Annotated in this window: 22 protein-coding genes and 1 tRNA gene; 12 read left to right on the forward strand and 11 right to left on the reverse strand. The window is 63.6% G+C overall.

Features of this window, described 5'->3' with window-relative positions; translation table 11 throughout:
* Positions 1-289 precede the first annotated feature (289 nt).
* The 6 genes from trpA to PG896_RS10840 all read right to left on the reverse strand — a co-directional run bounded on the left by trpA (position 290) and on the right by PG896_RS10840 (position 7,106).
* Positions 290-1,096: a tryptophan synthase subunit alpha gene (gene trpA / locus PG896_RS10815; protein ID WP_041213215.1), complete on the reverse strand. Its 807-nt coding sequence runs from the start codon at positions 1,094-1,096 to the stop codon at positions 290-292.
* Positions 1,093-2,286 (reverse strand): tryptophan synthase subunit beta, encoded by a 1,194-nt coding sequence (gene trpB / locus PG896_RS10820; protein WP_041213214.1) that lies wholly within the window; start codon positions 2,284-2,286, stop codon positions 1,093-1,095. Before trpB ends, trpA begins: the two co-directional genes overlap by 4 nt.
* A gap of 64 nt (positions 2,287-2,350) precedes the next feature.
* The gene (gene trpCF, locus PG896_RS10825) at positions 2,351-3,856 is read right to left on the reverse strand and encodes a bifunctional indole-3-glycerol-phosphate synthase TrpC/phosphoribosylanthranilate isomerase TrpF (protein ID WP_244812520.1); all 1,506 of its coding nucleotides are present in this window, start codon (positions 3,854-3,856) and stop codon (positions 2,351-2,353) included.
* Entirely contained in the window at positions 3,856-4,869 is a 1,014-nt protein-coding gene (gene trpD / locus PG896_RS10830; RefSeq protein WP_160837483.1) for an anthranilate phosphoribosyltransferase, read from the reverse strand. The genes trpCF and trpD overlap by 1 nt, the downstream gene beginning before the upstream one ends.
* A gap of 10 nt (positions 4,870-4,879) precedes the next feature.
* Positions 4,880-5,479 carry an aminodeoxychorismate/anthranilate synthase component II gene (locus PG896_RS10835; RefSeq protein ID WP_069785302.1) on the reverse strand — a complete coding sequence of 200 codons (600 nt, stop codon included), beginning with the start codon at positions 5,477-5,479 and terminating at the stop codon, positions 4,880-4,882.
* Complete coding sequence (locus tag PG896_RS10840; RefSeq protein WP_103859105.1) at positions 5,472-7,106, reverse strand: anthranilate synthase component 1; 1,635 nt, start codon at positions 7,104-7,106, stop codon at positions 5,472-5,474. Before PG896_RS10840 ends, PG896_RS10835 begins: the two co-directional genes overlap by 8 nt.
* A 424-nt stretch (positions 7,107-7,530) precedes the next feature.
* Here PG896_RS10840 and rnm point away from each other — a divergent pair, with 424 nt between their 5' ends.
* The 7 genes from rnm to tesB all read left to right on the forward strand — a co-directional run bounded on the left by rnm (position 7,531) and on the right by tesB (position 13,311).
* On the forward strand, positions 7,531-8,412 hold the full coding sequence (rnm, locus tag PG896_RS10845) for an RNase RNM (RefSeq protein ID WP_111896898.1): 882 nt from the start codon (positions 7,531-7,533) through the stop codon (positions 8,410-8,412).
* A gap of 125 nt (positions 8,413-8,537) precedes the next feature.
* Positions 8,538-9,158: an L-threonylcarbamoyladenylate synthase gene (locus PG896_RS10850; RefSeq protein ID WP_010673702.1), complete on the forward strand. Its 621-nt coding sequence runs from the start codon at positions 8,538-8,540 to the stop codon at positions 9,156-9,158.
* Complete coding sequence (locus PG896_RS10855; RefSeq protein ID WP_010673703.1) at positions 9,151-10,032, forward strand: segregation and condensation protein A; 882 nt, start codon at positions 9,151-9,153, stop codon at positions 10,030-10,032. The genes PG896_RS10850 and PG896_RS10855 overlap by 8 nt, the downstream gene beginning before the upstream one ends.
* 41 nt (positions 10,033-10,073) lie before the next feature.
* Complete coding sequence (scpB, locus tag PG896_RS10860) at positions 10,074-10,766, forward strand: SMC-Scp complex subunit ScpB (protein ID WP_043155571.1); 693 nt, start codon at positions 10,074-10,076, stop codon at positions 10,764-10,766.
* The gene (rluB, locus tag PG896_RS10865) at positions 10,759-11,682 is read left to right on the forward strand and encodes a 23S rRNA pseudouridine(2605) synthase RluB (RefSeq protein WP_270835694.1); all 924 of its coding nucleotides are present in this window, start codon (positions 10,759-10,761) and stop codon (positions 11,680-11,682) included. Before scpB ends, rluB begins: the two co-directional genes overlap by 8 nt.
* Before the next feature lie 205 nt (positions 11,683-11,887).
* Positions 11,888-12,259: an endonuclease domain-containing protein gene (locus PG896_RS10870; RefSeq protein WP_161470207.1), complete on the forward strand. Its 372-nt coding sequence runs from the start codon at positions 11,888-11,890 to the stop codon at positions 12,257-12,259.
* A gap of 188 nt (positions 12,260-12,447) precedes the next feature.
* Entirely contained in the window at positions 12,448-13,311 is an 864-nt protein-coding gene (gene tesB / locus PG896_RS10875) for an acyl-CoA thioesterase II (RefSeq protein ID WP_039039188.1), read from the forward strand.
* Between the two features lie 63 nt (positions 13,312-13,374).
* On the opposite strand, the gene PG896_RS10880 is transcribed toward tesB, so the two are convergent.
* The 3 genes from PG896_RS10880 to PG896_RS10890 form a co-directional block, all read right to left on the reverse strand.
* On the reverse strand, positions 13,375-14,550 hold the full coding sequence (locus PG896_RS10880; RefSeq protein WP_104454446.1) for a dicarboxylate/amino acid:cation symporter: 1,176 nt from the start codon (positions 14,548-14,550) through the stop codon (positions 13,375-13,377).
* A 168-nt stretch (positions 14,551-14,718) separates the two neighbouring features.
* Positions 14,719-15,282, reverse strand: a complete 564-nt coding sequence (locus PG896_RS10885; protein ID WP_223954481.1) for a class I SAM-dependent methyltransferase — start codon at positions 15,280-15,282, stop codon at positions 14,719-14,721.
* 91 nt (positions 15,283-15,373) lie between these two features.
* A complete protein-coding gene (locus tag PG896_RS10890; RefSeq protein ID WP_045524073.1) occupies positions 15,374-16,009 on the reverse strand; it encodes a TetR family transcriptional regulator in 636 nt (211 codons plus the stop codon).
* Positions 16,010-16,163: 154 nt separating this feature from the next.
* Here PG896_RS10890 and PG896_RS10895 point away from each other — a divergent pair, with 154 nt between their 5' ends.
* The 4 genes from PG896_RS10895 (at position 16,164) to PG896_RS10910 (ending at position 23,246) form a co-directional block, all read left to right on the forward strand.
* Positions 16,164-17,345: an efflux RND transporter periplasmic adaptor subunit gene (locus PG896_RS10895; RefSeq protein WP_104453166.1), complete on the forward strand. Its 1,182-nt coding sequence runs from the start codon at positions 16,164-16,166 to the stop codon at positions 17,343-17,345.
* A 17-nt stretch (positions 17,346-17,362) separates the two neighbouring features.
* Positions 17,363-20,512, forward strand: a complete 3,150-nt coding sequence (locus PG896_RS10900) for an efflux RND transporter permease subunit (protein WP_041213203.1) — start codon at positions 17,363-17,365, stop codon at positions 20,510-20,512.
* On the forward strand, positions 20,505-21,920 hold the full coding sequence (locus tag PG896_RS10905) for an efflux transporter outer membrane subunit (protein WP_043155092.1): 1,416 nt from the start codon (positions 20,505-20,507) through the stop codon (positions 21,918-21,920). Before PG896_RS10900 ends, PG896_RS10905 begins: the two co-directional genes overlap by 8 nt.
* A gap of 330 nt (positions 21,921-22,250) precedes the next feature.
* Positions 22,251-23,246 (forward strand): sulfate ABC transporter substrate-binding protein, encoded by a 996-nt coding sequence (locus PG896_RS10910; RefSeq protein WP_270835695.1) that lies wholly within the window; start codon positions 22,251-22,253, stop codon positions 23,244-23,246.
* Between the two features lie 240 nt (positions 23,247-23,486).
* Here PG896_RS10910 and PG896_RS10915 read toward each other — a convergent pair.
* A tRNA-Thr gene (locus PG896_RS10915) sits at positions 23,487-23,562 on the reverse strand.
* A gap of 87 nt (positions 23,563-23,649) precedes the next feature.
* Positions 23,650-24,390: a phosphatase gene (locus PG896_RS10920; RefSeq protein ID WP_039041236.1), complete on the reverse strand. Its 741-nt coding sequence runs from the start codon at positions 24,388-24,390 to the stop codon at positions 23,650-23,652.
* 469 nt (positions 24,391-24,859) lie between these two features.
* Between PG896_RS10920 and PG896_RS10925 the strand changes: the two genes are divergently transcribed.
* Positions 24,860-25,513: a TetR/AcrR family transcriptional regulator gene (locus PG896_RS10925; protein ID WP_005324182.1), complete on the forward strand. Its 654-nt coding sequence runs from the start codon at positions 24,860-24,862 to the stop codon at positions 25,511-25,513.
* The last annotated feature ends 42 nt before the right edge of the window (positions 25,514-25,555 follow it).

Consider the following 25,555-nt stretch of genomic DNA (forward strand, 5'->3'; position numbering starts at 1 on the left):
GAGCAGTGGCTCAACCTACGACCTCGGAAATGTCTCGGATTCAGGCAGCCTGTCAAGGTATTCGAAGAGTACCGTCAGGCGGCATAGGCGAGTGTCGCACTTCGAAGTTGAATTCGCGTTCTTCTCCTATTGCCTTCCCAAGAAACGGTACAACGATGTTAATGATCATAACAAATACGAAATAGAAAGGGAGCCGGTTAGGCTCCCTTTGGTACGCTGATATCATTATGGCTGAGGCGGATACGCAGCCGGACCATTCACGGCCAAGGGCATGTGGCCAGTGCGCCCCTTATCGATTGGTCGCGGCCTTCATCCCTTCCACAAACTCCTTCAGACGGGTGAGCATATGCTCCGGGTTCTGGTGGTGGGTCTCGATGATCTTCACCACTGCCGAACCCGAGATGGCGCCGGCGGCGCCAGCCTTGATGGCATCGCGTACCTGGGCCGGTTCGCTGATGCCAAAGCCGAGCAAGGCGGGGGGGGCGTTGAACTCGCGCAGGGAGTTGATGAGGCCCTCCACCGGCATGCCGGCCTTGGTCTCGGCACCGGTCACGCCAGCACGGCTCACCAGATAGGTGTAACCGTTACCCAGCTCCGCCACCTGCTTCAGGGTTTCGGCGTCGCCATTGGGCGGGGCGATAAAGATGCTGTCGATGCCGAACTTGTCGGCCGCCGCCTTGTAGGGGGCGCACATCTGCACCGGCACGTCGGCCACCAGCACCGAATCCACCCCCGCCTGCTGGCACTTCTCGTAGAAGCCGTCGATGTGGCGCACATAGACCAGGTTCGCGTAGACCAGGAGGCCAATGGGGAGCTGCGGGTACTTGGCGCGGATGCGGGCGAGCAGGCCGAAGCAGTCGTCCGGGGTGGTGTGGCTGGCAAAGGCACGCAGGGCGGCACCCTGAATGGTGGGGCCGTCCGCCACCGGATCGGAGAAGGGAATACCGAGCTCGAGGGCGTCGGCGCCCCCTTGGACCAGGGCATCGACGATGGCCAGGGACAGTTCGGGGGTGGGGTCACCCAGCATCACGAAGGGCACGAAGGCGCCCTGATTGGCCTTGTCCAGACGGGAGAAGAGTTGAGCGTAACGGTTCATGACAAGGTTCCTTCTTTTTCAAAGATGTCGGCAACGGTGAAGATGTCTTTGTCGCCACGGCCGGAGAGGTTGACGATGAGCACCTGCTCTTTTTCCGGTTCACTGCGGGCCATCTTGAGGGCATGAGCCAGGGCGTGAGAGGACTCCAGCGCCGGGATGATCCCTTCGGATTTGGCCAGCTCCTGGAAGGCGTCCAGTGCCTCCTTGTCGGTCACCGAGGGGTACTCGGCGCGGCCGATGGCGGCCAGGTGGGCGTGCTGGGGGCCGACGGAGGGGAAGTCCAGCCCCGCCGAGACGGAGTAGGACTCCTGGATCTGGCCCTGGTTGTCCTGCATCAGGAAGGAGTGCATGCCAAAGAAGACCCCCTTGCTGCCGTGACCCAGCGGCGCGCCGTGCTCGCCGCTCTCGATGCCGTGACCACCGGGTTCGACCCCGATAAGGCGCACTTCAGGGTTGTCGATAAAGTCCGCAAACATGCCGATGGCATTCGAGCCGCCGCCGACGCAGGCGATCACCGCATCCGGCAGGCGCTCCTCCTTCTCGAAGCACTGGGCCTTGGCCTCTTCCCCGATCATCTTCTGGAACTCCCGCACGATAGTGGGGAAGGGGTGGGGGCCGGCGGCGGTACCGAGCAGGTAGTGGGCGGTTTCATAGTTGGCAGCCCAGTCGCGCAGTGCCTCGTTGCAGGCATCTTTGAGGGTGCTGGAGCCGGAGTGCACCGGGATGACGGTGGCGCCCATCAGCTTCATGCGAAATACGTTGGGCTTCTGGCGCTCGCAATCCTTGGCGCCCATATAGACCCGGCACTTGAGGCCGAGCAGGGCACAAGCCAGGGCAGTGGCGACGCCGTGCTGACCGGCGCCGGTCTCGGCGATGATCTCGTGCTTGCCCATGCGCTTGGCAAGCAGGGCCTGACCCAGCACCTGGTTGGTCTTGTGGGCGCCGCCGTGCAGCAGATCTTCACGCTTGAGGTAGAGGCGGGTCTTGGTGCCCTTGGTCAAATTGCGGGTGAGGGTGAGCGGTGTCGGGCGACCGGCGTACTCGGTCAGGAGCGCCTGAAACTCGGCGACGAAGGCCGGATCATCCTTGGCATCGACAAAGGCCTTCTCCAGCTGGAGCAGGGCGGGGATGAGGATCTGGGGCACATACATACCACCAAATTCACCGAAAAACGGATTGAGCAGGGTCATACATTATTCCTTGTGCTTATGGGCAAACGCAGTTCATTAATTCGTTGAATGAGTCACGGGGCGCTCACAGTTGGCGCAGGGCACCAAAGGCGGCCGCCAGCTTGTGGGCATCCTTCCTGCCCGGGGCACTCTCCACCCCGGAGTTGAAATCAAGGCCCACACAGCCCACCCGGGCGGCCTCGAGGGCGTTGTCGGGGTTGAGCCCCCCTGCCAGCATCAGTTTGCTCTTGTCGAGCCCGGCCAGCAGAGTCCAGTCGAACGCCTGACCGGTGCCGCCGCTCTGGCTGCCGACTTTCGTATCCAGCAGCAGGCGATCCGCCGGGTAGTCGAGGGCGGGCAGGGGCTCGCCACTTGTGACTCCAACCGCTTTCCAGATCTGGCAGCCTGCCGGCAGCAGCGCGCGCAGTGCCTCGACATAGGCGGCATCTTCATCCCCGTGCAGTTGCACGGCGGCGAGCCCCAGCGCATCCACCGTCTTGGCGATGGTGGCGGGCTGGGCATTGCGAAACACCCCGACGTAAGAGAGCGGCGCACCCGCCATCACGGCGCGGGCGGCGGGAATGTCCACGTAGCGCGGGCTTTTCGCCACAAAGATAAGGCCGCCGAACACGGCGCCCGCCTGATGGGCGGCGGCGGCGTGCTCGGGACGAGTCAGGCCGCACACCTTGTTCTGGCCGAGCACGAGCTTGCGCACCGCGGCCTCCAGATCCGGCTCCGCCATGAGGGAAGAGCCCACCAGGAAGCCCTTGGCGTGGTGGCGCAGGGCCGCCACCTGGGCGCGGTGGTTGATGCCGGATTCGCTGATCACCACCCGATCCCCCGGGATCCTGGCCGCCAGCTGCCGGGTGCGGGCGAGATCGACGCTCAAATCCCGCAGATCCCGGTTGTTGATGCCAATCACCGGGGCGCCGAGGTCGATGGCGCGGGTCAGCTCCTCCTCGTTGCTCACCTCGGTGAGCACTCCGAGGCCCAATTCTTTCGCCACTTTGAACAGGGCGCGATACCCCTCGTCGGTGAGCACGGAGAGCATCAGGAGGATGGCGTCCGCCTGATAGTGGCGGGCCAGATAGACCTGATAGGGGTCAATCATGAAGTCCTTGCAGAGCACCGGCTGCTGGACGCGGCCCCGTACCCGGGGCAGGAAGGCGAAATCCCCCTGGAAGAACTTCTCGTCCGTCAGCACCGAGATGGCGGTGGCGTAGTGGCCATAGATGTCGGCGATGGCCTCCGGGCTGAAGTCGTTGCGGATCAAGCCCTTGGAGGGGGAGGCCTTCTTGCACTCCAGAATGAAGCGGGTGGAGCCTTGGCGCAGATCCCCCTCGAAGTCCCGATCGCTCGGGGTGAGCGCGTCCTGGAAGCTCGCCAGGGGCTGGCTCTCCTTGCGGGCGGCGACCCACTCCTGCTTGGCCGCCACGATCTTGCCGAGAATGGTCTGGCTGATGGAGGCCATGTTCAGAAAGGCGTGGGGAGCAATGACATCTGACATCTCGTTATCCTTGCGAAGCTGGCTGTTGCCCGTCGGGCGTTCTGGGTGAGTGCCCCTGGGGCACGCTGTGGTGGTGGCTGACATCATGCCTCCTGATGGCTCAGGGTGGCGAGATCCCGGGCGAGGAGGGCGGCCTGGCCGCTTGCCAGCACCGCCAGCACCCGGGCGGCGGCCTGCCGAAAGTCCGGGGCCTCGCCCGCCATGACCAGGAGCGGCGCCACGTTGGCGGCGATGGCGGCGTTGTGGGCCGGGCTGCCGCGCCCTTCCAGGATGGCGGCGGTGATGGCGCGGTTCTCCTCGGGCTCACCGCCCTGGATGGCGCTGACCGGGTAGGTGTCGAGGCCAAAGTCCGCCGGGGTGAGCAAGTACTCGCGAATTTCGCCGTCGCGGATCTCCGCCACCTGGGTCGGGCCGTGGATGGCAATCTCGTCGAGACCGGCGCCGTGCACCACCATACCGGTTTTCAGGCCGAGTGCCAGCAGGGTTTCGGCGATGGGGCGCACCAGCTCGGGGGCATAGACCCCCATCAGCTGATAGCTGGGGCGGGCGGGGTTGATAAGCGGCCCCAAGACGTTGAATAGCGTCCTGGTTTTCAAGGCCTGACGCACCGGCATGGCGTGGCGCACCCCGGCGTGGTACTGGGGGGCGAACAGGAAGCAGACCCCGAGCTCGTCCAGGCAGCGGCGGGCCTGGGCCGGGCTCATGTCGAGCTTGATGCCCATTTTATCGAGCAGATCGCTCGACCCCGACTTACTCGAGACCGAGCGGTTGCCGTGCTTGGCCACTTTCAGGCCGCAGGCGGCGGCCACCAGGGCCGAGGTGGTGGAGACGTTGATGGTGTTGAGGCCGTCTCCCCCGGTGCCGACGATGTCGCAGAAGGCATAGTCCGGGCGCGGGAAGTCGCGGGCTTCGGCCAACAGCGCCTCGGCGGCGCCGGCGATCTCCTCCGGGGTCTCCCCCTTGATCTTGAGGGCGGTCAAAAGGCTCGCGAGCACGATGGGATCCACTTCACCACGAACCACCTGGCCGAAGGCGTCGCGGGCGGCGTCGCGGGTGAGAGACTGACCCTGATAGAGGGTGTTGAGATGTTGATGCATGGTCTCTTCCTTACCGCACGTGGCTTTCTGGACGGGTGACATGGGCGAGGGCCTGGGTGAGCAGGCGGGCCCCTTCGCTGGTCATGATGGATTCCGGGTGGAACTGGAAGCCCAGCACCCGCTCGTCACGCTGCTCGATGGCCATGGGCATGCCCTGATAGTGGGCAATCACCTGCAACTCTTGTGGCACATAGGTGGCCACCAGGGAGTGGTAGCGGGCCACCGGCAAGGGGCTCGGCAGCCCCGCGAAGGCGCCATGGCCGTTGTGCTCGATGAGGGAGCGCTTGCCGTGGACGATTTCCCCCGCCGCCCCGACGGTGCCGCCGTAGGCTTCGCACAGGGCCTGATGACCGAGGCAGATGCCGAGGATGGGCACCCGGCCCCGGGCCAGCTTGATGAGGTCGATGAGGCAGCCCGCCTCATGGGGCGCGCCCGGCCCCGGGGAGAGCACCAGGACGGCGTCCCCTTCGCAGGCGTCGATCTCACTCATGATGCGGCTCGCCTGCAGGCTGTTGCGGTAGATGCGCACCGGGTAGCCCAGGGTGCGGAACTGGTCGACGAGGTTGTAGGTAAACGAGTCGAAGTTGTCGAGCAGGAAGATGTTAGTCATGGCTCACGTCCTTGTGTTGTTCCTGCTGGGCGCTGAGGGCCTGCAGGGAGGTGCCATGGCTGGCAGCGATGGCGGCCAGCACGGCCGCCGCCTTGGCACGGGTCTCGTCCGCCTCGGCCTGGGGTTTGGAGTCATAGACCACCCCGGCGCCGGCCTGGACATGGGCTACCCCCTCTTTCACGAAGGCGGAGCGGATGACGATGCAGGTGTCCATCTCCCCCGCGCCGTTCAGGTAACCCACGGCGCCGCCGTAGCTGCCGCGACGCTTGCCTTCCACCATGCGGATAAGCTCGCTGGCGCGCAGCTTGGGGGCACCGGTCAGGGTGCCCATGTTCATGCAGGCCTGGTAGGCGTGCAGGGCGTCAAGGTCGGCGCGAAGGGTGCCCACCACCCGGGAGACCAGGTGCATGACGTGGCTGTAGCGATCCACTTTCAGCAGATCCTTGACGTAGCGGGTACCGGGGGCGGAGATGCGGGCGATGTCGTTGCGACCCAGATCCACCAGCATCAGGTGCTCGGCCACCTCTTTCTCGTCCTGGCGCAGCTCCAGCTCGATGCGGCCGTCCAGATCCAGGTTGATGCTGCCGTCCGGGTTGAGGCCACGGCGGCGGGTGCCGGCGATGGGGTACATCTCCACCTGGCGGCTGTTGGCGCAGAACTTGACCGCGCTCTCGGGGGAGGCGCCAAACAGGGTGAAGCCCTCGTCCTGCACGTAGAACATGTAGGGGCTGGGGTTGGTCTGCTTGAGGCGGCGATAGGCGGCGACGGGATCCGGGCAGGGGAGGGAGAAGCTGCGGGACGGCACCACCTGGAAGATGTCACCACGGCGGATGAAGCCCTTGAGCTTCTCGACCTCGGCGCAGAACTGCTTGTCCCCCTTGTCGACGGCCAGGACGCCGGTCAGCGGCGCCGAGCCCTGCGGCGCAGGCAGCGGCTGCTGACAGGCCTGCTTGAAGGACTCGAGGCGAGCGGTCAGGCGGGCGTAGCGCGCGTCCAGCTGCTCATCCTCTTCGCCGCCGAACAGGCAGGCCAGCAACTGGGTACTCTGCTTGATGTGGTCGATGGTGATCAGGGTCTCGGCCACATAGAAGCAGTAGTCAGGGCAGTCGTTGCTCCCCTCTGGCACCTCGGGCAAGTCTTCAAAGGAGGCGATGAGGTCGTAGGCGAAGCTGCCCGCCATGAAGAGGGCCTCTTTGCCCTGCTGGCATTGCAGCTCCCGCTGCAGGGTGCGCAGCACGTCCAGCACGCTGCTGCCCTTGAGGCGGCTGTCTTCGTCAAGCTCCCGATCGGACGCCGGGAAGTCGAGGTGCAGCTCGTCCGCCACCCGGGTCTGGGTGATGACGGCGGGCAGGCGCTGCTCCAGCAGGCGCAGCAGGGCGGCGCCGTTGTCGCCGAGGGGGCGCACCTGCACGGCGCGGCCGCGGCACTCGATGCGCAGGCAGGCATCCACCAGCAGCAGGCTCTGGGTACCGGCCTTGGAGTCGATCTCCACCGATTCGAGCAGCAGGTTGTTGGGTCTGTCCTGGCAGAGTCGAGTATAGAGTGCCAGGGGGTCTGTCACATAGGGGGCATTGAGCCGGATGGTATCGAATTCGCCCAGGGGCAAACGGGTCTTGTTGCCTGTCATAATGCCTTCCCTTGCATGTGTTGTGTGTCACCGATGGTCATGGCGCTGTCTCTCTTGAAAATGGGTCGGGTTCGGGTCACGTCAGCGAGTTCGCCATCGCCATGTCAGTGTGCTTCTCTGAATTGTCGGTTTCATCACAGGTCCATTTGCCGGATAATAAAAAAGCCCGCTGGGGTCAGCGGGCTTTTTCTTTGGGTTCTTAACTTGCTGTCAGATTACAGGTACAGCAACGACCACACGCCCGCATGTCAGGGAGTGTGCCACCACCAGATGGTCAGGATGGAAGTCGCTTGCATGAGATTGAGTCCTGTAAAAAGATGTTTGCAATGAAGTGCCTACAGAAAACGATAAAGCCGCGGCCAAGTCAAGTCGCTTTTTTGCCGGCCTTTTCCAGGCAGGTCCCAAACAAGAGCGAAACACGCCGATGAGATTCGATCTTCATTGCCACACCACCGCCTCGGACGGGGTGCTGAGCCCCGCCGACCTGGTGCGCCGCGCCGCCGAAAAAGGGGTGGAGGTGTTAGCGGTCACTGACCACGATACCCTCGACGGGCTTGAGGAGGTGCGCCAGACCATCTTGGCCGACCAGTTGCCACTGCGCCTGGTGAGCGGGGTGGAGATCTCCACCGGGTGGGAGCATCACGAGATCCACATCGTGGCCCTCGGGGTGGACGAGAAAAATCCCCAGTTGCTCGCCTTTCTGGCAGGGCAGCGGGCTCGCCGGGAGGCGCGCGCCGAGGAGATCGGGCGTCGTCTGGAGAAGTGCCTCATCCCGGGCACCTATGAAGAGGCCAAGCAGCTTGCCGGTGACGCCGCCGTGACCCGGGCCCACTTTGCCCGGGTGCTGGTGGCGCGCGGGGTGGCCGACAATATGCAGAAGGTGTTCAAGAAGTACCTGAGCCGGGGCAACAAGGGCTATGTGCCCGCCGAGTGGCCCGGGATGGGGGAGGCCATCGAGGCCATCCACGCCGCAGGCGGGCTGGCGGTGCTGGCTCACCCGAGCCGCTACAATCTCACCGCCAAGTGGATCAAGCGGCTGCTGGTGGCCTTCAAGGCCGTCGGGGGGGATGCCATGGAGGTCTCCCTGCCCCAGCAGAGCCCCCAGGAGCGGGCGAATCTCGGCCAGTGGGCCAGGGAGCACGATCTCTATATTTCGGTGGGGTCCGATTTTCACTTCCCCTCCAACTGGACCGAGCTTGGCCGCCACCTCTGGCTCCCCAAGGAGGGGATGCCGCTGTGGCTCGGTCACCCCGGTCATTTCGGGCTCACCCCCGAGGAGCATGCGGGCCTGCTGGCCAGCCGCTGACCCCCCGGGCCGGCATCTTTGATGCAGGCGAGTCTGCGTCAAACAGGTTAAGGTAGTGTCATGGGCCAAGGGGCCCTTGACCATGAAGCGGGCAACGAGCGTGCCCCCTATCGCGAGAAGAGCATATGAGTCAGCATTTTTACGTACATCCCGACAATCCCCAGGTTCGCCTCATCAGCCAGGCGGTGCAGATCCTGCAAAACGGCGGCGTCATCGTCTATCCCACCGACTCCGGCTACGCCCTGGGCTGCCAGATGGGCAACAAGGATGCCCTGGAGCGCATCTGCCGCATCCGTCGCATCGAGCCGAACCACGACTTCACCCTGGTGTGCCGTGATCTCTCGGAGATCTCCACCTATGCCAAGGTGGACAACACCGCCTTCCGGCTGGTCAAGAACAACACCCCCGGACCCTACACCTTCATCTTCAAGGCCACCAAGGAGGTGCCGCGTCGCCTCATGAACGAGAAGAAGAAGACCATCGGTATCCGGGTCCCGGCCAACAACATCGCGCTGGCCTTGCTTGAGGCCCTCGGTGAGCCGCTGCTCTCCACCACCCTGATCCTGCCGGGCTCCGAGATGGCGGAGTTCGACCCCGAGGAGATTGCCGACAAGCTCGGCAAGCAGCTGGATCTGGTGGTCAACGGCGGGTATCTGGGCGAGCAGCCCACCACTGTGGTGGACTTCTCCGACGACGAGCCCGTGCTGCGTCGCCGCGGTGCCGGGGATCCGACGCCGTTTGAGTGATCTTGCCGACCCCGTGCCCGCGCTGACAACCCCCGCGGGCACGACGGGGGAGGCTTCCCTTCCCCCGCCCATCGCCACCGTGCTGGGGCAGCCCTATCATGAGCTGCCCCAGGACTTGTTCATCCCCCCTGATGCGTTGGAGGTGTTTCTCGACACCTTCGAGGGGCCGCTGGATCTCTTGCTCTACCTCATCCGGCGCCAGCAGCTCGACATCCTCAACCTGCCCATCCTGCAGATCACCGCCCAGTACATGGAGTACGTGGATCTGATGCAGGGGCTCAACCTCGAGCTGGCGGCGGAATACCTGCTGATGGCGGCCTGGCTCGCGGAGATAAAGTCCCGCCTGCTGCTGCCCAAGGCCCCGGAGCTGGAAGACGAGGAGGAGGGAGAAGACCCCCGCGTCACCCTCATTCGTCGCCTGCAGGAGTACGAGCGCTACAAGCTGGGGGCGGAGCGGGTCAATGCCCTGCCGAGGGTGGAGCGGGAGATCTTCGTCGCCGCCGCCATGGCGCCGGATTTTGGTGCCTTGAAGCCATTGGCGCCCGATGTTTCTCTGGTTGAACTCGCCCTTTACATGCAAAGTGTGGTAAAACGCGCGACTCATTTTGAACATCACCAGATCCGCCGCGAGCAGATCCCGACCCGGGTACGGATGGCGGAGATCCTCGCCATGCTCTCCCTGGGCCAGACCCTGCGCCTGGAGCAGGTGCTGCGAGCCGAGGAGGGGCGCATGGGGGTGCTGGTGACCTTCCTGGCCCTGCTGGAGCTGTGCAAGGAACAATTGATCTGGATCTTGCAGGCGGAGCCTCTGGGGCCCATCCATTTTGCCCTGGCCAGTCAGGGGAAAGGGGAGGAGCATGAGCATCTACACTGAGCGAGGGGCTGCGCCAGGGGCGTGGACCCGGGAGGTCCACCGTGGCGCTGCCTGCTGAACGATTGAAGACCCTGATCGAGGCGGCGATCTTCGTGGCGGGGCGTCCCCTCACGGTGAGCGAAATCAAGGGCAGCGTGCTCTCGGACTACCCGGTCACCGGCCGCTATGTCCAGTTGCTGCTGGCAGAGCTCAGACAGGATTACAGCGAGCGGGGGGTCGAGCTCAAAGAGGTGGCCTCCGGCTGGCGTTTCCAGGCCCGCCAGGAGTATGCCGAGGAGCTGTCGCGCCTGTGGAGCGAGCGGGCTCCCCGTTATTCCCGCGCCGTGATGGAGACGCTGACGCTGATTGCCTATCGTCAGCCCATCACCCGGGCGGAGATAGAAGCCATCCGCGGGGTGGCTGTGTCGAGCCAGATCGTCAACACCCTCAAGGAGCGTGGCTGGGTGCGCAGCATCGGCCACAAGGAGGTGGCGGGTCGCCCCGAGCTGCTCGCCACCACCCGTGAATTTCTGGACTATTTCAACCTGCAGAGCCTGGAGCAGCTCCCCGAGCTGGATCCTGAGCTGCAGGCCCCCTTGTCGCTCATGCCGGGCGAGGGCGGTGACGGTCAGCCTCTGGCAGGCCGTGCTGAGCATGAACATGGTGGGGAGGCCAACGGGGCCGTCCCACAAGAGCCAAGGTTGTCCGCGATGTCGGCGGGCAGCGATCAACAATCAGGTAAACCCGATGAGTGAAAAACTGCAAAAAGTATTGGCCCGCGCGGGTCAAGGCTCCCGTCGTGAGATGGAGGCCCTGATCACCGCAGGTCGGGTCAGCGTGGATGGCAAGATCGCCACGCTGGGGGATCGCGTCGAAGTGAACGCCGTGATCCGGGTGGATGGCCACCAGGTCAAGACCCGCGCCGCAGAGGAAGTGATCTGCCGCGTGCTGGCCTACCACAAGCCCGAAGGGGAGATGTGCACCCGCCACGATCCGGAAGGACGTCCCACCGTGTTTGATCGTCTGCCCAAGATGGATGGCGCCCGCTGGATAGCGGTCGGCCGCCTCGACGTCAACACCTCCGGTCTCTTGCTGTTCACCACCGACGGCGAGCTGGCGAACCGCCTGATGCACCCGAGCCACGAAGTGGAGCGGGAATACGCGGTGCGGGTCTTTGGCGAGATCACCGAAGCCATGTTGCAGCGCCTGCGCAAGGGCGTGCAGCTGGAAGACGGCATGGCCAAGTTCAACAAGATCAAGCCCGCCGGTGGCGAGGGGCTGAACCAGTGGTTCAACGTCACCCTGACCGAGGGCCGCAACCGGGAAGTGCGCCGCCTGTGGGAATCCCAGGAAGTGCAGGTGAGCCGCCTGATGCGTATCCGCTACGGCGACGTCAAGCTGGATCGCGGCATCCCCCGCGGCGGCTGGCAGGAGCTGAAACTCCCCGAGGTGAACTACCTGCGCGGCCTGGTGAATCTGCCGAACGAGACCGAGTCCAAGGTGGATCTGCAGCAGGACGGCAAGGCCGGTCGCCACAAGCAGGCCGCCCAGATCCGTCGCGCCGTCAAGCGCCACAAGGAGATGCAGGGCAAGGAGCCGCGCGCGCGCAGCACCACCGCCCGTCGCAAGCCGACCTCCTCCACCCGCAACTCCGGCACCGGCAGCAAGTAAGCCGTCGCCCTGTCGGCCCGGAACAACCCAAGCCCGCACCTTATGGTGCGGGCTTTTTGTTGCCTGTTCCCGCCGGGCTCCTTGAGACTGAATCGCACAGGGGAGAGAAAGGGCCAGACAGGCTCCTCCCCCTCAGAGAGGGGGAGGCCGGGAGGGGGTGGCTGTGGTTTACGCTGAAATAGTTTGTAGCCAAAGGAGCACAGCCATGAGCGAGAGGCCCGTCCGTATTTTCAACCGTGAGGCCACGCTGGATAAACGACGTGAACAAAGAGGCAATCCGACAGAGCCCGAACGGCGATTGTGGCAGGTGCTTCGGGCTGGGCAACTGGGAGTCAAGTTTCGCCGTCAACAAGGCATTGGCCCATACATTGCCGACTTTTACTGTCCCGAGCGGTTATTGGTGATAGAGGTCGATGGTGACAGCCATTTCGACGAGCGAGGCTTGAGCCATGACAAGCAACGGGATGCCTATATGGCGGCCCTGTCGTTGACGGTACTGAGATTTAGCAACAGGGAGGTGATGCAAAATCTACCCGGAGTGGTTGTATCTATTCGGGCATGGCTTGATCACGTCTGACCCCACCCCAGCCCTCCCCTTGCCAGGGGAGGGGGCCAGAGTTGCCTCTGTGTGGGTTGGAGAGCTCATGCTCCTCCCCCTTTTGAAGGGGGAGGCCGGGAGGGGGTTGCGGCCGGGATGCGCGCCAGGAAGGTTGCCCTGCCGGGACGGGCTTGTTAGCCTTTCCCGCACTGATACAGGAGAAACCAATGAGCAAGGTACTGGATGAGCTGCTGGCACTGCTGGCGCTCGAAAAGATCGAGGAGGGCCTGTTTCGGGGCCAGAGCCAGGATCTCGGGTTGCGATCCGTGTTTGGCGGACAGGTGATGGGGCAGGCCTTGTCAGCCGCCAAGCAGACGGTGGCAAGCGACCGCCAGGTCCACAGTTTCCACTCCTACTTCCTGCGCCCCGGGGATGCCAACAAGCCCATCGTCTACGACGTGGAGAACATCCGCGACGGCCAGACCGTCTCCACCCGCCGGGTCAAGGCCATCCAGAATGGCAAGCCCATCTTCTACCTCAACGCCTCCTTCCAGGTGGAGGCCGAGGGCTTCGAGCACCAGGCGAAGATGCCGGCCGGCATCACGCCCCCGGAGCAGCTCAAGAGCGAGCTGGAGCTGGTGCGTCCCTACGAGCAGATGATCCCGGCGGCCCTGCGGGACAAGATCCTGTGCGAGAAGCCCATCGAAATTCGCCCCGTGACCCTGGTGGACCCCATCCGCCCGGATGTTCACGAGCCCCTTCGCTACACCTGGTTCAAGGCCAATGGCCCGGTGCCGGATGATCAGCGGGTCCACAACTACCTGCTGGCCTATGCCTCCGACTTCCACTTCCTGTTCGCCGCCCTGCAGCCCCACGGGGTCTCCTACTGGGAGCCGGACATGCAGGTGGCCACCATCGATCACTCCATGTGGTTCCACCGGGAGTTCCGGCTGGACGACTGGCTGCTCTACGTGGTGGACAGCCCGAGCGCCAGCGGCGGTCGGGGTCTGGTGCGCGGCCAGTTCTTCACCCGGGATGGGGTATTGGTGGCGAGCACCATGCAGGAAGGGGTGATCCGTCGCCGGGGCTGAGACGCCCTCTTGCACCAATAAAAAACGGGAGCCGATGGCTCCCGTTTTTTATTGCCTGCGCTATCAGGCTGCGTCCTGCTCGGTGCTGAGTGCTGGCTCGCCCCGGGCGAAACGATCGGCCCACAGGGCGATGACGCCGTCACCGGTGACGTTGCAGGCGGTGCCGAAGCTGTCCTGGGCCAGGTAGAGGGCGATCATCAGGGCGATGGAGGCCTCACCGAAGCCGAGCATGGAAGTGAGCAGGCCGAGCGCGGACATGACACCGCCACCCGGTGCGCCCGGCGCGGCAATCATGATGACGCCCAGCATCATGATGAAGGGCACCATGGTGCCGTAGCCCGGAATGGCCAGGTGTTCGGAGAGGAACATCACCGCCGTGGCGCAGGTCACCAGGGTGATGGTGGAGCCGCACAGGTGGATGGTGGCGCACAGGGGCACGGTGAAGTTGGCGATGCCGTCGCTCACGCCGTTGCGCTTGCTGGCTTGCAGGGCCACCGGAATGGTGGCGGCGCTGGACATGGTGCCAAGGGCGGTGAAGTAGGCGGGCAGCATGTTCTTGATGAGCATGACGGGGGAGCGCCCCTGAGCGAGGCCGGTGCCGACGAACAGGACGCAGAGCCAGATCCAGTGCATGACGATGGCCATCACCAGCACCACTCCGAAGGTCTTGAGGGTGGCGAAGACGGTGCCTTCCACCGTCATCTCGACGAAGACGCCGGCGATGTAGAAGGGGAGCAGGGGAATGATCACGCGTGCCAGCAGGCGGTCGATGATGTCACGGCCCTGATCGGCGACCCGGCGCAGGTCGGTGGCCTGGGTGGCGCTGATGCCGATGCCGAACACGAAGGCGGCGGCCAGTGCCGACATCACCCCGAACAGGGGCGGGATCTCGAGGTTGATGTAGGAAGCGAGCTTGGTGGCAGCCTCGGCGGTGGGCTCGGCGGCCGTGGTCAGGTGCGGGATCAGGTGGCTTGCCACGGTGAAGGCGAACAGGCCCGCCAGTATGGTGGAGCAGTAGGAGAGCCCCACCGTCTTGCCCAGCAGCTTGCCGGAGTGCTTCGGCAGGCTGGCGATGCCGCTCATGATGAAGAAGAGGATGATGAGCGGGATGGTGAAGGTGATGAGCTGGCCTATCACCGTCTTGGCGGTGAACAGCACGCGGGCGACCCATTCGGGGGCATAGAGACCGAGCAGCAGGCCGGCGAGGATACCGGCAACCAGATTGAGAACGAGTTTCATGGGGGAATCCAGGTGTTGGTGTCTGATTTGTTATTTAATTTTGATTTTAATGCCGCTTTTTAACACAAACACCGCATCTTGTCTGCTTTATGGTGGTTAACTCAGGGTTAAATATTGTTAACGGGCTGAATGCCGTGAGGTGTCACTGTCCCCGGGGGCTTTCGCGGATCAGCGCCGCACCAGCAAGGCGTGCAGCCAGGGGCCGTTCACTTCATCTTCCCCCACCCAGCCATGGTGCAGGGTGAAGGGGAGGGGAGCGATCAGGCGTCGCAGTCCCGCCTCGTCGAGCCGGGTCTGCAGGGGATATTCCCCCGACCGTGGCAGCGGTTCGCCCTTCCCGTGGGGGAAGGAGGCGTAGAGGGGGCCCCCGGCCTTGAGCAGGGTGGCCAGATGACCGAGCGCCGGGGCTATCTCGTGCTCGGGCAGACAGGGGAGGGAGCCGCTGGCCCAGATGCCGTCATAGGGAACGACGCTTTGCATCTGCTCGACGCGGCAGACTCGCACCGGCTGACCGCACAGGCGCGAGGCGGCAGCGGCCTGCGCCCGGCTCGCATCGAAGGCGGTCACGGTGAGGCCTTGCTGGCGAAAGAGGCGCAGATCCTCTCCTGCCCCGCAACCGGCCTCCAGCAGATGACGGCCGTTGCCCAGCAGGGCCAGGAAGGGGGCATGGGCGCCTGCCACGAGGGCGGGGCGAGGGGCGGCGTCGTGCGCCGGCGCGGGGGCGTGTGGCAAGGGTGTCGGGCTCATCGTGGTGGGGGGGCGTTACTCTAGCAGGTTTGCCCCCGGCTGTTGAGCATTGGCGGGGGCGGCGCGTCTTGCCGACTCAGGGGTGGCGGCGAAGGGTGGGGCTCGCGATGAGGGTGAACAGGGTATCGAGGAGGAAGTCCGACTCCTCAATCAGATCGATGCGATCCGGGAAGTGCAGCCAGTTGATGATGTAGCCGTCCAGAGTGCAGTGGAGCAGGGTGGCGGCGCGGCGCAGATCCAGCCCCTCGGGCAGTTGGCCGCGGTGCACGGCATTGGCCAGGGTGATCTCCAGATCCCGGAAGAAATTCATGGATTGCAGGTGCATGTGCTCGCGCATGACGGCGGCCTCTCCCTCCATGGATTCCAGATTGAACATGATGGTGAACATCTGCTGGTGGGCGGGCTCGGTGCTGATCTTGAGCATCACCTCCTTGAGAAAGCTGCGCAGCTTGCCCAGGGGATCCGGCTCCGCCTCGTCGACGCAGGCATCGAGCTGATGGGAGAGGGGGGCACACAGCTCCTCCCACAGGGTGACGAACAGCTCTTCTTTATTCTTGAAGTGCCAGTAGATGGCGCCCCGGGTGAGGTCCGTCGCCTTGGCGATATCGGTCAGGCTGGTGCGTGCCAGCCCCTGTTGGCAGAAGAGATCCAGGGCCGTGCTCATGATGTTGCAGCGGGTTTGCTGCGCCTCTTCTTTGGTGCGTCTGGCCATTGACTCCGGTCCTGTTTAAAAGTGAAAAAAGTTTCTTACATACATTCATGAATGTATGTATATTGCCTCATCTTCGCCGTTTTACCAACAGGGGCCTTATAAACCCTGTGGTTTTGTCACTTCTTTTTGATTGAAACTGAGGTTCAGAGACTTGATGCATAAACATATTCTCGCACGTTCGGTCGGCCTTGCCTTGCTGGCAAGCAGCCTGCTGGCTGGCTGTGGTGACAAGGACGGGGCCCAGCAGGCCATGGGGGAGATGCCTCCCGCCGCCGTGGACGTGGTCACCCTCCATACGGCCCCCCTGCAACTGTTGTCCGAGCTCACCGGCCGCACCGCCCCCCTGCGGGTGGCCGAGGTGCGTCCCCAGGTGAACGGCATCATCCTCAAGCGCCTGTTCACCGAGGGGAGCGACGTCAAGGCCGGTCAGCTGCTCTATCAGATTGATCCCGCCGTCTATCAGGCCGAAGTGGCTTCCGCCAAGGCCAACCTCGCCAAGGCCGAGGCCAACGAGCGCAGCGCCCGCCTCAAGGCCCAGCGCTACGCCGAGCTGGTGAAGGTGAAAGCCATCAGCAGCCAGGAGTATGACGACGCCGACGCGGCCTGGAAACAGCAGCTGGCCGAGATCGGGGCCGCCAAGGCCGCATTGCAGACCGCCAACATCAACCTGGCCTACACCCGCATCACGGCCCCCATCAGCGGCCGCATCGGCAAGTCGGCGGTGACCGAGGGTGCCCTGGTCACCGCCCAGCAGGCGGACAGCCTCACCTCCATCTCCCAGCTCGATCCCATGTACGTGGACGTGCGCCAGTCCACCGCCGACCTGCTGCGCCTCAAGCGCCTGGTGGCCGAGGGCAAGCTGACCCAGGGGGAGAAGGACGGGGCCGGTGTCAGCTTCCAGCTGGAAGATGGCAGCCAGTATGGCGAGAAAGGAGCCCTCCAGTTCTCCGACGTGACCGTGGACGAGGCGACCGGCATGGTGACCCTGCGGGTGATCGTACCCAACCCGGATCAACTGCTGCTGCCCGGCATGTTCATGCGCGCCACCCTGCAGGAGGGCGAGCGCCCGCAAGGCCTGCTGGTGCCCCAGACTGCCGTGACCCGTACCCCCAAGGGCGGTGCCACCGTCATGGTGGTGACGGCGGACAACAAGGTGGAACTGCGTGAAGTGCAGGTCGGCCGCATGTCCGGCGACAGCTGGGTGGTGGAGTCCGGTCTCAAGGCTGGCGAGAAGGTGATCGTCGCCGGTCTGCAGAAAGTCAAACCCGGGGTCGTGGTGGCGCCCACTGAACGTGCCGGCAACAGCGCACAACAGACCCCGGCAACCAAGCAGTAGGATGGAGTAGTCGCCTCATGGCACGTTTTTTCATAGATAGACCCATTTTCGCCTGGGTGATCGCCCTGGTGATCATGCTGGCCGGGGCCATGGCCATCATCGGCCTGCCGGTGGCCCAGTACCCGACCATCGCCCCGCCGGCGGTTGGCATCTCCGCCAGCTACCCGGGGGCCTCCGCCAAGACGGTGGAAGACTCGGTGACCCAGATCATCGAGCAGAACATGACCGGGCTGGATCACCTGCTCTACATGTCGGCGCAATCGGACTCGTCAGGGAACGTCAGCGTGACCCTCACCTTCAAGCCGGGCACGGATCCCGACATCGCCCAGGTGCAGGTGCAAAACAAGCTGCAACAGGCCATGTCGCTCCTGCCCCAAGAGGTGCAGCAACAGGGCGTGCGGGTCCAGAAGACCTCCAGCAGCTTCCTGATGGTGGCCGCCTTCATCTCCACCGATGGCGCCATGACCAACGATGACCTGGCGGACTATGTGGTAGCCAACATCAAGGAGCCCCTGAGCCGTCTGGACGGGGTCGGTGACATCACCTTGTTCGGCAGCCAGTACTCCATGCGCGTCTGGCTCGATCCCCACAAGCTCAACCGGGTGCAGATGACCCCGGCCGACATTCAGGCCGCCATCAAGGCCCAGAACGCCCAGGTTGCCTTCGGCAAGCTGGGGGGGACCCCTGCGGTGAGCGATCAGCAATTTACCGCCACCATCATGGGCCAGACCCGGCTCTCCACCGTGGAGGAGTTCAACAACATCCTGCTGCGGGTGAACCAGGACGGCTCCAAGGTCCAGCTCAAGGACGTGGCCCGGGTCGAGCTTGCCGGTGAAAACTACGACGCGACCGCGCTCTACAACGGCCAGGCCACCGCCGCCGTCGCCATCAAGCTGGCGACCGGTGCCAACGCCCTGGACACCGCCGAGCACGTGCGGACCAAGCTGGGTGAACTCTCCGAGTACTTCCCGGCCAACATGGAGATCGTCTATCCCTACGACACCACGCCGTTCGTGAAGATCTCCATCGAGGAGGTGGTGCAGACCCTGATCGAGGCGATCTTCCTGGTCTTCTGCGTCATGTATCTGTTCTTGCAGAACTTCCGGGCAACCCTGATTCCGACCATCGCGGTGCCCGTGGTCCTGCTCGGCACCTTCGGGGTGATGGCGGCCTTCGGCTTCTCCATCAACACCCTGACCATGTTCGGTCTGGTGCTCGCCATCGGCCTCTTGGTGGATGACGCCATCGTGGTGGTGGAGAACGTGGAGCGTCTGATGAGCGAGGAGGATCTCTCCCCCCTCGAGGCGACCCGCAAGTCCATGACCCAGATCACCGGCGCCCTGGTGGGCATCGCCCTGGTGCTGTCGGCGGTGTTCGTGCCCATGGCCTTCTTCGGTGGCTCTACCGGTGCCATCTATCGCCAGTTCTCCCTCACCATCGTCTCGGCCATGGTGCTCTCGGTGCTGGTGGCCTTGATCCTGACCCCGGCCCTGTGCGCCACCCTGCTCAAACCCATGAAGCACGGTGAATTCGGCGCCCAGCGCGGTTTCTTCGGCTGGTTCAACCGCTTCTTCGACACCAACGCCAACCGTTACCAGAACGGCGTGCGCAAGGTGATCAAGCAGGGCACCCGCTACGGCATCATCTATCTGGCCATGCTGGCGGTGCTGGCGGTGCTCTTCATGCGCATGCCCACCTCCTTCCTGCCGGAAGAGGATCAGGGGGTCATCATGTCCATGGTGCAGCTCCCGGTGGGGGCGACCAAGGAGCGGACCGAGGTGGTGCTCGGGGAGATGCGCGACTACTTCCTCGAGAACGAGAAGGAGAACGTGGACTCCGTGCTGACGGTGGCGGGCTTCAGCTTCGCCGGTAGCGGTCAGAACAGTGGCATGGCCTTCATCAAGCTAAAGGACTGGAGCGAGCGCAAGGGAGAAGAGCGCAGTGCCAATGCCATCATCGGCCGCGCCATGGGGTTCCTGTTCAGCATCAAGGAAGCCCAGGTCTTCGCCTTCAACCTGCCCCCCATTCCGGAACTCGGCACGGCCACCGGCTTCGACTTCTTCCTGCAGGATCGCGGTGGTCTGGGTCACGAGAAGCTGATGCAGGCGCGCAACCAGTTGCTCGGCATGGCGGCGCAGGATCCCAACCTGGTGCGGGTACGCCCGAATGGGATGGAAGACACGCCCCAGCTCGACATCAAGATCGATTACGAGAAGGCGCTGGCCCAGGGGCTCTCCATCACCGACATCAACAACACCCTGTCGGCGGCCTGGGGCTCCTCCTATGTGAACGACTTCGTCGACAGAGGCCGGGTCAAGAAGGTCTATCTGCAGGCGGATGCCCCTTTCCGGATGAACCCGGAAGATCTGAAGCTGTGGTACGTGCGCAACAGCGCGGGCCAGATGGTGCCCTTCTCCGCCTTTGCCAGCACGGAGTGGAGCTTCGGCTCGCCCCGTCTTGAGCGCTACAACGGTGTCTCCGCCATGGAGATCGTCGGTGAGGCGGCCCCTGGCAAGAGTACGGGTGATGCCATGGCGGCCATCGAGGAGATGGTGAAACAGTTGCCGGAAGGGATCGGCATCGAGTGGACCGGCCTCTCCTTCCAGGAACGTCAGGCAGGCTCCCAGGCGCCGGCCCTGTACGCCATCTCGCTCCTGGTGGTCTTCCTCTGTCTGGCGGCCCTCTACGAGAGCTGGAGCATTCCGTTCTCGGTCATGCTGGTGGTGCCGCTCGGGGTGCTGGGGGCCATTTTGGCCGCGACCCTGCGCGGGCTTGAGAATGACGTCTACTTCCAGGTGGGCCTGCTCACCACGATCGGGCTGTCGGCCAAGAACGCCATCCTCATCGTCGAGTTCGCCAAGGAGCTGCACGACAAGGGGATGAGGCTCGGGGATGCGGTGGTGGAGGCCTCGCGTCAGCGCCTGCGCCCCATCCTGATGACCTCGCTCGCCTTCATCCTGGGGGTACTGCCCCTGGTGATCAGCACCGGGGCGGGCGCCAGCAGCCGAAACGCCATCGGGACCGGCGTGATGGGGGGGATGATCAGTGCCACCGTGCTCGCCATCTTCTTCGTGCCGCTGTTCTTTGTGCTGGTGATGCGCTATTTCACCGAACGCAAGCATGCCGGGGAAGAGAGTGTCCACACCAAGGAGATCAACCATGACTAAGACCCTGATCGCCCTGGGCGTGACCCTGATGATGGGGGGCTGCTCCATGGCCCCCGACTACCAGCGCCCCGAGCTGCCCCAAGGCGCCTCCTGGCAAGCTGACCTGGCCGCCAAGGGGGAACTTGCCCCCTGGCGCCAGCAGTTCCAGGACCCGGCCCTGCAGACGCTGATCGGCACCGCCCTTGAGAGCAACCGGGATCTGCGCCTGGCAGCCCTCAACGTCGAGGCCTACGAGGCGAAATACCGTATCCAGCGGGCGGCCCAGTTGCCGACCCTGGCCGCCAGTGGCAGCGGCACCCGCCAGCAGGGATCCGACGATCTCAGTAGTACGGGGCAGGGCACCATCAGCAGCCAGTACGGCGCCAACATCGGCATCACCGCCTATGAGCTGGATCTGTTTGGCCGGATCCAGAGCCTGAAAGATCAGGCCCTTGAGACCTATCTGGCGCAAATCGAGACCCAGCGCAGCACCCAGATTGCGCTGGTGGCCTCGGTGGCCAATGCCTACTTCACCCTGCTGGCGGATCAGGAGTTGCTGGCCCTGAGCCAGGCGACCCTCGCCACCGAGCAGGAGAGCTATGCCCTGACCGAGCACAAATACCGCCTGGGCGCCGCCTCCGAGATGGAGCTGGCCCAGGGGCGCACGGCACTGGAAAACGCCAAGGTCAGCCAGGCGCAATACCAGCGTCTGGTGAAGCAGGACAGAAACGGTCTGGCCCTGCTGCTTGGCACCGATATCCCGGTGCTGGCGGCACAACCGGCCACCCTGGCCGAGGTGAAACTGGCGCCGATCCCGGTGGGGGCTCCCTCCAGCCTGTTGCAGCAACGCCCGGACATCCTGGCGGCGGAGCACAACCTGAAGGCGGCCAACGCCAACATAGGGGCGGCCCGCGCCGCCTTCTTCCCGACCATCTCGCTCACCGCGACGGCGGGCACCGCCAGTAACCAGCTGAGTGGTCTGTTTGACGGCGGCACCGGCACCTGGACCTTCATGCCCCAGATCAATCTGCCCATCTTCGATGGCGGCAAGCGCGTTGCGGATCTGGACGTGGCCGAGGTGGGGACCAGGCAGGCGGTGGCGAGCTATGAGAAGAGCATCCAGACCGCCTTCAAGGAGGTCGCGGACACCCTAGGTGCCCAGGCTGACTACGCGCAGCAGCTGCAGGCGCAGCAGGCGCTGGTGGATGCCAATCAGACCTACTTCAGGCTGGCGGAGGTGCGTTACGAGCAAGGGGTGGACAGCTACCTGACCCGCCTCGATGCCCAGCGCTCCCTGTTCAGCGCCAAGCAGGGGCTCATCAGCACCCGGCTCGCCCAGCTGAGTAACCAGGTCGCCCTCTACAAGGCCGTCGGTGGCGGCTGGCAGGCGCCGAAGGACGCAGAGCCGGCATCAGACAAACAGGGTTGACCCCTCGGGGTTGACGTAAAAAGCATCAGGGGCGAACCACTAGGTTCGCCCCGTTTTTTTATCTGTCATGTCGAGAGGCCAAATCGAGGCAGGTGACAACGGCGCTCCCTGCCCGGAGCAGGGAGCGGGCAGGAGGAGCCCCACGCTCATGGGCGCCGCCCTCGGCAACCATCATGACCTGCCTGGAGGTGACCACCTCATCGCCGTCATCCGTTGCACCGGACCCAGGAGATGCCATTTATCGCATAAGCTGTGCCGTAATTATTCTTTCAAAGAATAAATGGTCGACTCTTATAGTCAGTCACTCGCCCCTCATTCCAAGGATGTGAAATGAAACGACTCGTGCCCGCCACCCTGCTTGTTGCAGGACTGGCTCTCGCCCCGCTGGCCCAGGCGGCCACCCTGCTCAACGCCTCCTATGACGTGATGCGCGATTTTTACAAGGAGTACAACGGAGCCTTCCTGAAGCACTGGCAGGCCGAAGGCGGGGAGCCACTGCAGATCAACATGTCCCACGGCGGATCGAGCAAGCAGGCGCGCGCCGTCATCGACGGCCTGCCCGCCGATGTCATCACCATGAACATGGCCACCGACATCAACGCCCTCGCCGAGCATGGGGGCCTGGTGCCCAAGGAGTGGGCGGATCGCCTGCCGGATCACAGCGCCCCCTTCACCTCGGCCACCGTGTTCATCGTGCGAAAGGGCAACCCCAAGGGGTTGAAGGATTGGCCTGATCTGCTCAAGGAGGGGGTACAGGTCATCGTGCCCAACCCCAAGACCTCGGGGAACGGCCGCTACACCTATCTGTCTGCCTGGGGGTATGTGCTGGAGCAGGGGGGCGATGAAGATGCGGCCAGGGCATTTGTCGGCAAGCTGTTCAAGCAGGTTCCCGTGCTCGACACCGGCGGCCGCGCTGCCACCACCACCTTCATCCAGAACCGCATAGGGGACGTACTGGTCACGTTCGAAAACGAAGCCGAGATGATTGCCCGGGAGTTCGGTCGTGGCAGCTTCGAGGTGGTCTATCCGAGCGTCACCGCCGTGGCCGAGCTGCCGGTGTCAGTGGTGGACAAGGTGGTCGACAAGCAGGGTACCCGCAAGGAGGCCGAAGCCTATCTGGCCTATCTCTGGTCTGACGAAGGCCAACGCATTGCTGCCAGCAACTATCTACGCCCGCGCAACCCGGCGATCCTCGCCGAGTTTGCAGACCGTTTCCCGAACGCCACCTTCCTCGACGTGGTGAAGACCTTCGGCGAGTGGCCTGTGATCCAGCGCACTCACTTCAAGGAGGGCGGGGTGTTCGACCAGATCTATGCCCAGCGCTGAGGCGCCCCGGGATAACGATGCTCACCCAGGTGCAGCCGGGGCGTGGCTGCCTGGCTGCCCTCTCTGATGGTGGGGCCAGGTTGGTGCGTCAGGCTCTGAAAGATGAACAGGGCCGTCGCGGATGGCGGTGTCCTGGAGGGGGAGGGGGTTCTGGCGCAGTCACACCGGCGTCTTGGCCAGAGACCCGGGACAAAAAGCACGAAGGGTTGGCCTCGCACTGAGGCCAACCCTTCGTCTGTCTGGTGCCGGTAATAGGAGTCGAACCTACGACCTTCGCATTACGAATGCGCTGCTCTACCAACTGAGCTATACCGGCGGTTTGATGTTCAGAGTCGTGAAAAAAGCCGGACAAGTCAATTGAGCCAACTCGATTTTATGAGTTGGCTCATGATGTTAAGGCATATCAGAGGTCAATGAACTCCGGGATGTGAGCACGGCCGCGGCTCTCGAGAAAATCGAGCAGTGCGCGGGGGGAGCGGGCCAGGATCCGCTCATGTGGGAAGTTGGCTTCGGTGACCAGCCGATGGCAGTGATCAAAGTCGCCGAGGCTGAATGCCACGTGGGAGTCGGAGCCGAAAGTGAGGTAGGCACCCAGATCTCGCGCCGCCTCGACGATGGCGCGGCAGTTGCTTTCGCTGCCTGCACGGGAGTGACTGAATGAGGAGTTGTTGACCTCCAGCGCCACTCGATACTCTGCCGCTGCCTTGACCACCGCCTGGATATCGATGGGGAAGGCGGGGTTGCCGGGGTGGCTTATCATGTCGACCCGACCACTTCGAATGGCGTTGATCATGGCCTGGGTGTGGGTCGCCTGATCGCAGGGGGGGAACACCGGTTCGTGAAAGCCCGCCATGATCATGTCGAGCCGCGATTCGTAGCGCTCGGGGAAGTCTATTTCACCGTCGATGTTCTTGATGTTGGCTTCTATGCCGCGCAGGATGCCGACCCCGTCCACGACTCTGGGCAACACGTGCAGATTGACGAAATGCCAGTAATGCGGGGCATCTGCCATGTCCGGGCCATGGTCCGTGGTGGCAAACAGCTTGATCCCCTTGGCTTTGGCGATGGGCAGGTAATCGTGAATGGTGCTGTAGGCGTGGGTGCTGGCGACGGTGTGCGTGTGGGTATCGACCGTATACTTCATCTTCTCTCCCCTCTGGCATGAGGCGACAGCATAGCAAGATTGGCGAAGCCGGGCCATGTGGCTGGTTGCCATACTTTGTCACAATTTTGGTCTGTGCTGACAAAGTCTGATGACGTTTCACTGCGAGGATGGCGACATCGATGCAAGCCTGAACACCCATCGATGGGTCGACACTGGATGGTCAGACCCGTTTTCCCCGCCGTCGCCCCTGCGACGGTTTTTTTTGGTTCTCTGTCGGCGCATCGGGTGACGGCAGGCCAAAAAAATGCCCAACTAGCATGGCGCAGGTTGGGCGAGACTTAATGTTTAATTGCAGTGGCATAGATATAGAGTGCCGTCTCGCCGCGAAGTTCCCGCCATCTTCCCTCTTTTTTGATTAAAAAACATTTAGCCAACACTTGTTCACATTCTCTTGACATGAGTGGGCGTGAAACGTACTTTTTAAACATTCGTTTAAGTGAGGTGTCCAGTGAGTAAAATCGATACCAAGAACCGTATTCTCGACGCCGCCGAGGTGCTGTTTGCCGAGCGGGGGTTCGCCGATACCTCGTTGCGTCTGATCACCAGCGAGGCCGATGTGAACCTGGCTTCGGTCAATTATCACTTCGGCTCCAAGAAGGAGCTTATCCAGGCGGTGCTCGACCGTTATCTGAGCCTCTTCATGCCGGCACTGGACGGGCGGTTGCAGACGTTGATGGCGCAGGATCAGCTGACCCTGTTGCAGGTGTTCGAGAGCTTTGTCGAACCCCTGATGAAACTGTCGGCCGTCAGGGCGAATGGTCCGGCGCTCTTCATGCAGTTGCTGGGGCGCGGCTATATCGACAGTCAGGGCCACCTGCGCCGCTTTATTACCACCCATTATGGGGCGACCCTGCACGGGATCACCCAGGCCATCTCCAAGGCCAATCCGGATTTGTCGCCAGCGGATCTCTTCTGGCGCCTGCACTTCACCCTGGGCACCGTCGTCTTCACCATGGCCTCTGCGGATGCCCTGCGTGACATCGCCCAGGCCGATTTTGGCCAGCAGCTCGATGTGGAAGGGCTGGTGCGCAACGTCATTCCTTATCTGGCGTCCGGTGTCGGGGCGCCCGTGGAGTCGACCAGGCTCTCCCTGGCCGTGTAACACCTAACAATAATCAACGGAAACAGTGAAATAGAAGGAACT

Source organism: Aeromonas sp. QDB30, assembly GCF_027707645.1.
Taxonomy (GTDB): Bacteria; Pseudomonadota; Gammaproteobacteria; order Enterobacterales; family Aeromonadaceae; genus Aeromonas; species Aeromonas caviae.

Excerpts from the sequence above, each read along its gene's own strand:
- trpA (WP_041213215.1), bottom strand. The coding sequence starts at position 1,096 with ATGAACCGTTACGCTCAACTCTTCTCCCGTCTGGACAAGGCCAATCAG.
- trpB (WP_041213214.1), bottom strand. The coding sequence starts at position 2,286 with ATGACCCTGCTCAATCCGTTTTTCGGTGAATTTGGTGGTATGTATGTG.
- trpCF (WP_244812520.1), bottom strand. The coding sequence starts at position 3,856 with ATGTCAGCCACCACCACAGCGTGCCCCAGGGGCACTCACCCAGAACGC.
- trpD (WP_160837483.1), bottom strand. The coding sequence starts at position 4,869 with ATGCATCAACATCTCAACACCCTCTATCAGGGTCAGTCTCTCACCCGC.
- PG896_RS10835 (WP_069785302.1), bottom strand. The coding sequence starts at position 5,479 with ATGACTAACATCTTCCTGCTCGACAACTTCGACTCGTTTACCTACAAC.
- PG896_RS10840 (WP_103859105.1), bottom strand. The coding sequence starts at position 7,106 with ATGACAGGCAACAAGACCCGTTTGCCCCTGGGCGAATTCGATACCATC.
- rnm (WP_111896898.1), top strand. The coding sequence starts at position 7,531 with ATGAGATTCGATCTTCATTGCCACACCACCGCCTCGGACGGGGTGCTG.
- PG896_RS10850 (WP_010673702.1), top strand. The coding sequence starts at position 8,538 with ATGAGTCAGCATTTTTACGTACATCCCGACAATCCCCAGGTTCGCCTC.
- rluB (WP_270835694.1), top strand. The coding sequence starts at position 10,759 with ATGAGTGAAAAACTGCAAAAAGTATTGGCCCGCGCGGGTCAAGGCTCC.
- PG896_RS10870 (WP_161470207.1), top strand. The coding sequence starts at position 11,888 with ATGAGCGAGAGGCCCGTCCGTATTTTCAACCGTGAGGCCACGCTGGAT.
- tesB (WP_039039188.1), top strand. The coding sequence starts at position 12,448 with ATGAGCAAGGTACTGGATGAGCTGCTGGCACTGCTGGCGCTCGAAAAG.
- PG896_RS10880 (WP_104454446.1), bottom strand. The coding sequence starts at position 14,550 with ATGAAACTCGTTCTCAATCTGGTTGCCGGTATCCTCGCCGGCCTGCTG.
- PG896_RS10890 (WP_045524073.1), bottom strand. The coding sequence starts at position 16,009 with ATGGCCAGACGCACCAAAGAAGAGGCGCAGCAAACCCGCTGCAACATC.
- PG896_RS10895 (WP_104453166.1), top strand. The coding sequence starts at position 16,164 with ATGCATAAACATATTCTCGCACGTTCGGTCGGCCTTGCCTTGCTGGCA.
- PG896_RS10900 (WP_041213203.1), top strand. The coding sequence starts at position 17,363 with ATGGCACGTTTTTTCATAGATAGACCCATTTTCGCCTGGGTGATCGCC.
- PG896_RS10905 (WP_043155092.1), top strand. The coding sequence starts at position 20,505 with ATGACTAAGACCCTGATCGCCCTGGGCGTGACCCTGATGATGGGGGGC.
- PG896_RS10910 (WP_270835695.1), top strand. The coding sequence starts at position 22,251 with ATGAAACGACTCGTGCCCGCCACCCTGCTTGTTGCAGGACTGGCTCTC.
- PG896_RS10920 (WP_039041236.1), bottom strand. The coding sequence starts at position 24,390 with ATGAAGTATACGGTCGATACCCACACGCACACCGTCGCCAGCACCCAC.